This is a genomic window from Chitinophaga sp. (assembly GCF_035564935.1).
Lineage (GTDB): Bacteria > Bacteroidota > Bacteroidia > Chitinophagales > Chitinophagaceae > Chitinophaga.
This window is the reverse complement of record NZ_DATMTE010000645.1, coordinates 1-7,442: the sequence shown is the minus strand read 5'-3', so window position 1 is coordinate 7,442 and position 7,442 is coordinate 1. Positions and strand designations below refer to the sequence as shown.

General features: G+C 46.0%; 9 protein-coding genes. 4 read left to right on the top strand and 5 right to left on the bottom strand.

Annotated features, from left to right (window positions below; all coding sequences use genetic code 11):
* From VN105_RS16490 to VN105_RS16475, 4 genes are all read left to right on the top strand, one after another.
* A partial coding sequence (locus tag VN105_RS16490) for a proton-conducting transporter membrane subunit (protein WP_325642626.1) occupies window positions 1–466 on the top strand: 466 nt, incomplete at its 5' end.
* A 147-nt stretch (window positions 467–613) separates the two neighbouring features.
* Window positions 614–1,891: an ABC transporter permease gene (locus tag VN105_RS16485; RefSeq protein WP_325642625.1), complete on the top strand. Its 1,278-nt coding sequence runs from the start codon at window positions 614–616 to the stop codon at window positions 1,889–1,891.
* A gap of 48 nt (window positions 1,892–1,939) precedes the next feature.
* Complete coding sequence (locus VN105_RS16480; protein ID WP_325642624.1) at window positions 1,940–3,253, top strand: gluconate:H+ symporter; 1,314 nt, start codon at window positions 1,940–1,942, stop codon at window positions 3,251–3,253.
* 47 nt (window positions 3,254–3,300) lie between these two features.
* Window positions 3,301–4,404, top strand: a complete 1,104-nt coding sequence (locus VN105_RS16475) for a D-TA family PLP-dependent enzyme (RefSeq protein WP_325642623.1) — start codon at window positions 3,301–3,303, stop codon at window positions 4,402–4,404.
* Between the two features lie 53 nt (window positions 4,405–4,457).
* Here VN105_RS16475 and VN105_RS16470 read toward each other — a convergent pair whose 3' ends face one another.
* The 5 genes from VN105_RS16470 to VN105_RS16450 form a co-directional block, all read right to left on the bottom strand.
* On the bottom strand, window positions 4,458–4,859 hold the full coding sequence (locus VN105_RS16470) for a hypothetical protein (RefSeq protein WP_325642622.1): 402 nt from the start codon (window positions 4,857–4,859) through the stop codon (window positions 4,458–4,460).
* Window positions 4,860–4,909: 50 nt separating this feature from the next.
* Window positions 4,910–5,635, bottom strand: coding sequence for a hypothetical protein (locus tag VN105_RS16465; protein ID WP_325642621.1), 726 nt, complete (start codon window positions 5,633–5,635; stop codon window positions 4,910–4,912).
* Between the two features lie 55 nt (window positions 5,636–5,690).
* Window positions 5,691–6,314 (bottom strand): rhomboid family intramembrane serine protease, encoded by a 624-nt coding sequence (locus VN105_RS16460; protein ID WP_325642620.1) that lies wholly within the window; start codon window positions 6,312–6,314, stop codon window positions 5,691–5,693.
* A 35-nt stretch (window positions 6,315–6,349) separates the two neighbouring features.
* Window positions 6,350–7,228 carry a hypothetical protein gene (locus tag VN105_RS16455; RefSeq protein ID WP_325642619.1) on the bottom strand — a complete coding sequence of 293 codons (879 nt, stop codon included), beginning with the start codon at window positions 7,226–7,228 and terminating at the stop codon, window positions 6,350–6,352.
* A 29-nt stretch (window positions 7,229–7,257) separates the two neighbouring features.
* A partial coding sequence (locus tag VN105_RS16450) for a hypothetical protein (RefSeq protein ID WP_325642618.1) occupies window positions 7,258–7,442 on the bottom strand: 185 nt, incomplete at its 5' end.

Below are 7,442 nucleotides of genomic sequence, written 5' to 3'. Positions count from 1 at the left end.
TGCCGTGGTAGCCATGAATAACAGGGGGGCAGAGGGAATTATCCTTTACGCTGCCGCTTACAGTATTGCTACCATTGGCGTGTTTGCAGTGCTGATGAAACTGAAAGATTATACCTTCGAAGGGTTCAACGGCCTGGCCCGTAAACAGCCTTTACTGGCCGGTGCGGTAGCAGTGTTCCTGTTCTCCCTGGCGGGTATCCCGGTAACCGCCGGTTTCTTTGCCAAATATTTTGTTTTATCAGCAGCCATTGAACACGGTCATATTTTATGGCTGGTGATCATCGCGGTATTGTGCGCTGCCATCAGCGTATACTATTATTTCCGGGTCATCATCGCTATGTATTTTAAACAGGGCGAACCGGAAGTGGAAGCTGTTTCCGGTGGCTTTAAAGCTGCCCTGGTACTGGCTATTGCCCTGGTACTGGTGTTGGGCCTGTTCCCGAACCTGCTATTATGCTGGCTGTAAAAGCTGTTAGCTTATAAAAATAACCGGAAAGACCGAAGCGATTTAATCCATCCGCTTCGGTCTTCTCTTTTATACTACCCGCCGTTCATCCCAAATTGAATGGATTAAATAGGTATATTACGTTAACTTTATAGGTAACCCGTTATTATGCAATCAAGAGATATTTTTTCCCTGGCATACCGTTCTGTAACCAGCAACAAGTTGCGCACAGGTCTTACTGTGTCTATCATTGCATTGGGTATTACCGTACTTGTAGGGATCCTTACGGCAATTGACAGCATGAAGAGTAGCATCTACAGCAGTTTTGCAAGTATGGGCGCCAACAGTTTCTCTATCCGCAACCGCGGGATGCAGGTGCATATCGGGGACGACGACAGGAAAGCTTCCAAAGGGAACAAGAATATAAAAAAGGTCAAGAAATCCAACAGCAATAAAATTATCCTTTACCAGGAGGCGGTGGCTTTCCGCGACCGTTATACGTTTCCTGCTACCGTTAGCGTGTCTTTCCAGGCTACCGGTATTGCTACCGTTTACAAGGATGATAAGAAAACAAATCCCAATGTACAGGTAATAGGAGGTGATGAACACTATCTCCAGATCTCCAATTATGAAATTTCACAGGGGCGCGACTTTAACCAGCTGGATGTGCAATCCGGGAGGAATGTGGCGATCCTTGGGGTTGATGTGGCGGAAAAGCTTTTTGGCAAGCAGCTAAAGAATGTAGTGAACAATACCATCCGGGTGGGCGATATCCGCTACCGTGTGATAGGTGTACTGGCGTCAAAAGGCAGCAGTAAAATGATGAGCGCCGATAATGTGGTGATCACCACGGTAAATAATACCCGCAGGGTATTTAACCGCCCCAATGCCAGCTACCAGATTGCAGTGGCCGTGAAGGATATTAAACAAATGGATGCTGCCCAGGGAGAAGCTACAGGGCTGTTTCGTATCATACGCGGGTTGAATATCAATGAAGAAGATAATTTTGAGATCAGCAAAAGTGATAGTATTGCCGAAATGCTTTTTTCAAGTTTGGGAAAGGTAAACCTCTTTGCCATTGTTATAGCCTTTATTACATTGTTTGGTTCTGCTATTGGATTGATGAATATTATGCTGGTGTCTGTAGCGGAAAGAACGCGCGAAATAGGCGTCACTAAGGCGTTGGGCGCTACCAGTCATGTGGTACGTACCCAGTTCCTGTATGAATCCATCATTATCAGTGTGATGGGGGGATTGATCGGTGTATTTGTGGGAATGCTCCTGGGGAATATCGTTTCTGCTTTATTAAAATCCTCCTTTATTGTGCCCTGGTTCTGGATCTTTGTGGGCGTGTCCATCTGTGCGGCAGTAGGGCTCGTTTCCGGTTTATACCCTGCCTATAAGGCTTCTAAATTAGATCCTATCATTGCCTTGAGATACGAATAATATTTTATTATCTTGTTGTTTTCCATGTTCATGTAAAACAACAGCTGTATGCCCTTATTAATTGTTATTGCGGCCATTCTTTTGCTGGTAGTACTGGTAGCCTGGTGGCGTTTAAATACTTTCCTCTCTTTCCTTATAGTGTCTTTGCTGATGGGACTGGCGTTGCATATGAACGTAGCAGACATCACGCAGTCTATTCAAACAGGTATTGGTAAAACACTGGGCTCCCTGATTGTTGTTATCGTTTTTGGCAGTATGCTGGGAAAGCTGGTAGCGGAAAGCGGGGCAGGACAGAAAATTGCAGGCGGCTTGATGAACCTGTTCGGGCCCAGATATGTGCAATGGTCGCTGATGTTAACGGGTTTTATAGTAGGTATCCCTTTATTTTATAACATCGGTTTTGTGTTGATGGTACCCCTGATTTTTACAGTAGCATCGCGTACAAAATTGCCGGTAGTATACCTGGGTATTCCTATGCTGGCATCGTTATCTGTTACACATGGATATTTGCCGCCGCATCCTTCTCCAACTGCATTGATACAGCAGTTCCATGCAAATATGGGGCTTACTTTGTTGTATGGCTTTATGGTAGCAGTTCCTGCTATCATCCTGGCGGGACCGGTGTTTTCGCGTTTCCTGAAACACTATACCAATCCTCCCGGGCAAATGTTTGTAGCGCCTCCCATCCCTGAGGAGCAGCTGCCGGGCATGTTTGTAAGTCTTTTTGCTGCGTTGCTGCCGGTCTTTTTGCTGGCAGTTACCGCTTTAATGAAATTATGGATACCGGAAGGTACATTTCTTTTCAGGTTGGCCTCCTGGCTGGGAGATCCATTAATAGTGATGTTGCTGGCTGTACTGAATGGCATGTATTTACTTGGATTGAGAAGAGGCATGCCCCCCAAAAAAGTAATGGTGGTGATGGATGATGCCGTGCGTGATGTAGCCGTTATTATCCTGGTAATAGGAGGTTCCGGTGCGCTTACGCAATTGCTGCACGACAGTAAAGTGAGCAGTTACATTGCTGCCACATTGCAGAATATGCACCTGCATCCGTTAGTTCTTGCCTGGGGTATTGCTGCCATCATCAGGGTGTGCATAGGATCTGCAACGGTGGCCGGCCTCACCACTGCCGGAATTGTTGCGCCAATGATAGCTGCTTCCGGTGTAAATGCCAACCTGATGGTATTGGCTACCGGTGCCGGCAGCCTGATGTTTTCGCATGTAAATGACGCTGGTTTCTGGATGTTCAAGGAATACTTTAACTTAACTGTGAAGGATACAATCAAAACCTGGTCGGTAATGGAAACCATTGTATCAATAACAGGTTTGATCGGGTGTTTGATCCTTAGTTTGTTCGTATAACCTGAAAGGGTATACGTAGTTGCAATGATAACTTAAAATATTTCCATATGGAATGGTATCAGCTTACAAATGCAGCGCAGGTTGATTCTCCGGCGATTGTTATTTATGAAGACAGGATAAAGGATAATATTTCTTTGTTAAAAACAATGATCGATGATGTACAACGGTTACGTATACACGTAAAAACGAGTAAGATCGCCGAAGTAGTGCAGCTGATCATGGAAGCAGGAATAACAAGATTTAAATTTGCCACCATTGCGGAAGGAGAGATGCTGGGGATGATAAACGCCGGAGATGCATTAATGGCTTATCAGCCGGTAGGACCTAAGATCGTACGTTTACTGGAGCTGGTGCAAAAGTATCCGCAAACTGCTTTTTCCTGTGTTGTTGATAACGTTGATGCCGCACTGGCTATCAGTACGGTTTTTTCTGTACAGGGGCGTCGTTTACCAGTGTATGTGGATTTGAATACAGGCATGAACCGCACTGGTATTAAGCCGGGGCAGGAAGCACTGGCATTATATAAATACCTGGATACATTACCGGGAGTGGTACCGGTAGGGCTGCACGCCTACGACGGTCACCTGCATGACACGGATATGGCTGTACGAAAAGAACGCTGCGATGCGGCCTATGCGCCCGTTGCTGCACTGGCGGAGGCGATTGTAAATAATGGTTTTCCGCAGCCGGACATTGTTGCAGGCGGCACGCCTACTTTCCCGGTGCATGCGGCAAGGAAAGGTGTTACCTGTAGTCCGGGTACCTTTGTATTCTGGGACGCGGGGTACGCGGCCAACCTGCCTGAGCAACCTTTTCAATGGGCAGCCCTCGTGATCAGCCGTGTGATTTCAGTGATTGATGATCAGCATATCTGTATTGACCTTGGCCATAAATCGGTGGCAGCGGAAAATCCCCAGCCACGGGTACAATTCCTGAATGCACCGGAAGCCGTGCCGGAGTCACAAAGTGAAGAGCACCTGGTATTGAAGGTATCGAATGCTTCCTTATACCCGGTGGGTACTGTGTTTTATGGTGTACCAAAACATATTTGTCCCACGGTGGCATTATATGAAAAGGCCTATGTGGCTGCACGTAATGCGGTAACGGCTAACTGGCGTGTAATAGCGCGCGACAGGCAGATTATTGTCTGAAGAAAAATACAAGCAAAAGAGCTGTTTAAAGTTTCTTTAAACAGCTCTTTTGTTTAGTAGTATAACTGCGATAAAACATTCGTATCATCAAAGGTTTTGGGCTTCAATCCCAGGAACTCCGTGTATTGTGACAGGGTGAGCAGCGGTTTCAGTTTGGCATGTAATCCATTCTGCATACTGTTCATCTTGGTAGTATACGCTTTTTGGTTGCTTTGCTGTAAGGGCTGGATATTGACCTTTTGTCGCAGGTAACTGGTTACAATATTGAGCAGCCGTGGCTTCTGGGCATCTGTTAGCTTCAGCGATTTATCCAGTTTACTGACAATGGAGCTGGCGGTACCTTCTATATTCATGGTGGGCGCCTGGAATGCCGTAGTGATTGATGAAGGTGTAGCAAAGGCTGTATAGCAACAAGCCAGTGCCATAAATAAACCCGCGGTGAACAGTTTTTTCATGAGGCGTGGATTTGATGTTGTTGATCTCTCTCTAAATATACTGAATACTGTTATTGCATTACCATTTTTACATAGCGGATTTGTGTATTCCCTTCTTCATCAATGGTAATGTATTCAGACAGAATGGTTTTGTTATTGATCCAGTGTACAAGGCCAGGGCCCCAGTCGTCAATACTGGCTTCTCCCGCCGCTTTTATGTCGTTGCCGTTTACTGAAAACAATTGAAATCCATTTGGGTCAAAAGCCGCTACCAGGTCCATTGACGCAGTGAGGATATATTTTTTATCCGGTGAAATTGCCGGGGCAGACCAGGTTACCTGGGAATCGCCATTCAGGGTATTCACCAGTTCGAAGGCGCTTCCTTCGTAGTAGGAAACAAAAAAGCCTTTTCTTTTGATCGATGCGTAGTTGCCGGCATATGTATAGCCTATATAGTCCTCGCCGTCGCTGTTATTGTTGGCCATGATCCTTTGTTTTCCATTTTCCAGCCGGATGGTCAGTTTATTGCCTTCTCTTTTTACAAGGGAATCTTTTGCCAGTACATCTGTTTCGTTGGAATCAACAGGGGCCAGCGGAAATTTATCGAAATCTGCTTTTTCGATAAAGTATACGAAAAGGGTTTTATTACCCAGCTGAACGGTATCGTCCGGAATGCTATTAATGGCAGGAGGTGTGGAATCGTTGGCAGCTGTGTTGGTTTTGTCTGCTGTTTTGTTTTTGCAGCTCAATATCATTATTGCGCATGCACACAGCAGCCACCATAATTTATTCATCATCTTTTTTGTTGCGTTTGAGTGTACAAATGTAACTAATTAGCATTCCGGAAGAGGCTCAGCCGGTGAGTCTTTCTCCGTCTGCTTTGGTTAATGTAAAAAAGAAGAGATACCCGGTAAGGGTACCGCTTAAAAAGCCCGCCAGGTGTGCGGCGTTATCCACACCTTGTGAAACAGCCGCCGCAATTACATTCAGCGCTATAAACAAGCCGATATAAGCGAGGAATGCCTTCCGTATTTCGGTTGGGAAGAGGGAAGTGGTTAGCAGCGCCAGGAACACGCCGTAAATACCAAAAATGGCTCCTGATGCTCCTACGCCTACTGCGCCTTTATGATACCAGATGCTGACATAGTCGGATATTAATCCTGTGACCACATAGGCCAGGCCATAACGGAAACTGCGTAATACCGGTTCCAGGAACATGCCGCCGATAAATAATCCCAGCATATTGGTGAAAAGATGTGCCAGCCCTGCATGGAGGAACATACTACTGAATAACCGCCAGTACTGATGTTGCTCAATGGTTAGAGACCAGTAATTGGCACCGGCATGCAGCAGATGGGTGCCATCGCCCCACCATATATTCATTCCTGTTAGTGTGGTGTAAAAAAACACCAATGCGTTTATGCCGATCAACGCCAGCGTAACCGGCATCGCCTTTAATCGGTCAGTGATTTTCATCTTCTAAAAGGTAATGAAAAAACACCAATTACGCGCTATTCGTATTGATATTGCAGTGCAAAATGGTTATCGCTCCCCAGTTTGGTGAACCCTTCGCTGTGTAAATGTACCCATGCACCTGCCGGGTATTGCCGGCCACTGTTGTAGTAGTAGGCATACTGAACAGTAGTGGAGCGTTCGTATTCCAGCAAATGTTCCTGGCAGCGGGTTTTTTCTTTTTCGGTGATCTTTACAAGAAAAGGGTTGTGGGTATTCAGGTGCAAAAAGGCATCTGATAAATCACCCTGCGGGGAAGGGTTTACCACCGGCGACACCGCGTGGCAGAGCAGCAGATGGTTTATCAACGGATGTAATGGATTAATGGAATCATCGCATTCGTACTTCGTGGTTCTTAAAGTAACCAGGGTGTCTTCTTTTTTACCGGCGAAACTATCAATGCTGATGTCTTTTCTGACAGGATGTTCCGAATCATAATTCCAGCTTACGGCCTGCGTGGAATCGGAATATTTCATGGCGGCGGGTACGCCGTTCTTCCAGCGAATATTCGCTACGCGCAGCAGGCGTTCGCGGGCGTCAAAATACTGAACGGTGGCAATGTTGCCGTCGTTATCCCAGGAAGTCACTTTGGCGCGTTCTTTTATTTCCGTGATATTATTTTCCCGGTCCGATAGCACCATTTCTGTGATCCGGTGTGAGCGATCATAGGAGAAGGCACTGATGCTGGTGTCGTCCTGTTGCCGGTGGCATACCAGTTCGGCCAGGTTGCCCTGCTGGTCGTACCGGAAAGTATACCGGGGAATATGATCGCCCTGGATGCTGATAGCGGTTAGCCGGGGCAGCCCGGGGCGATGATTCCTTGTACTGCAGGCGGAAGCTGTAACAAGGATAATAAAGGAATAGATAATATTTTTCATACTCATGTCGGAATATTGGTATGAAAATACTAATAAGATTTGAGTTTTTCGGCGGTGGACCTGCTGAGGTTATGGAAGCAGGAAATGATGTGGTGTTTCATTGTATTCTCTGAATGAAGGATAATGGAGCAGTGTATATCGATTTCAGATGTAATAATAGTTTCATTATACTTTTCAAGAAAGCCAATCTTTTGTTGCCTGTACCAATATTCAA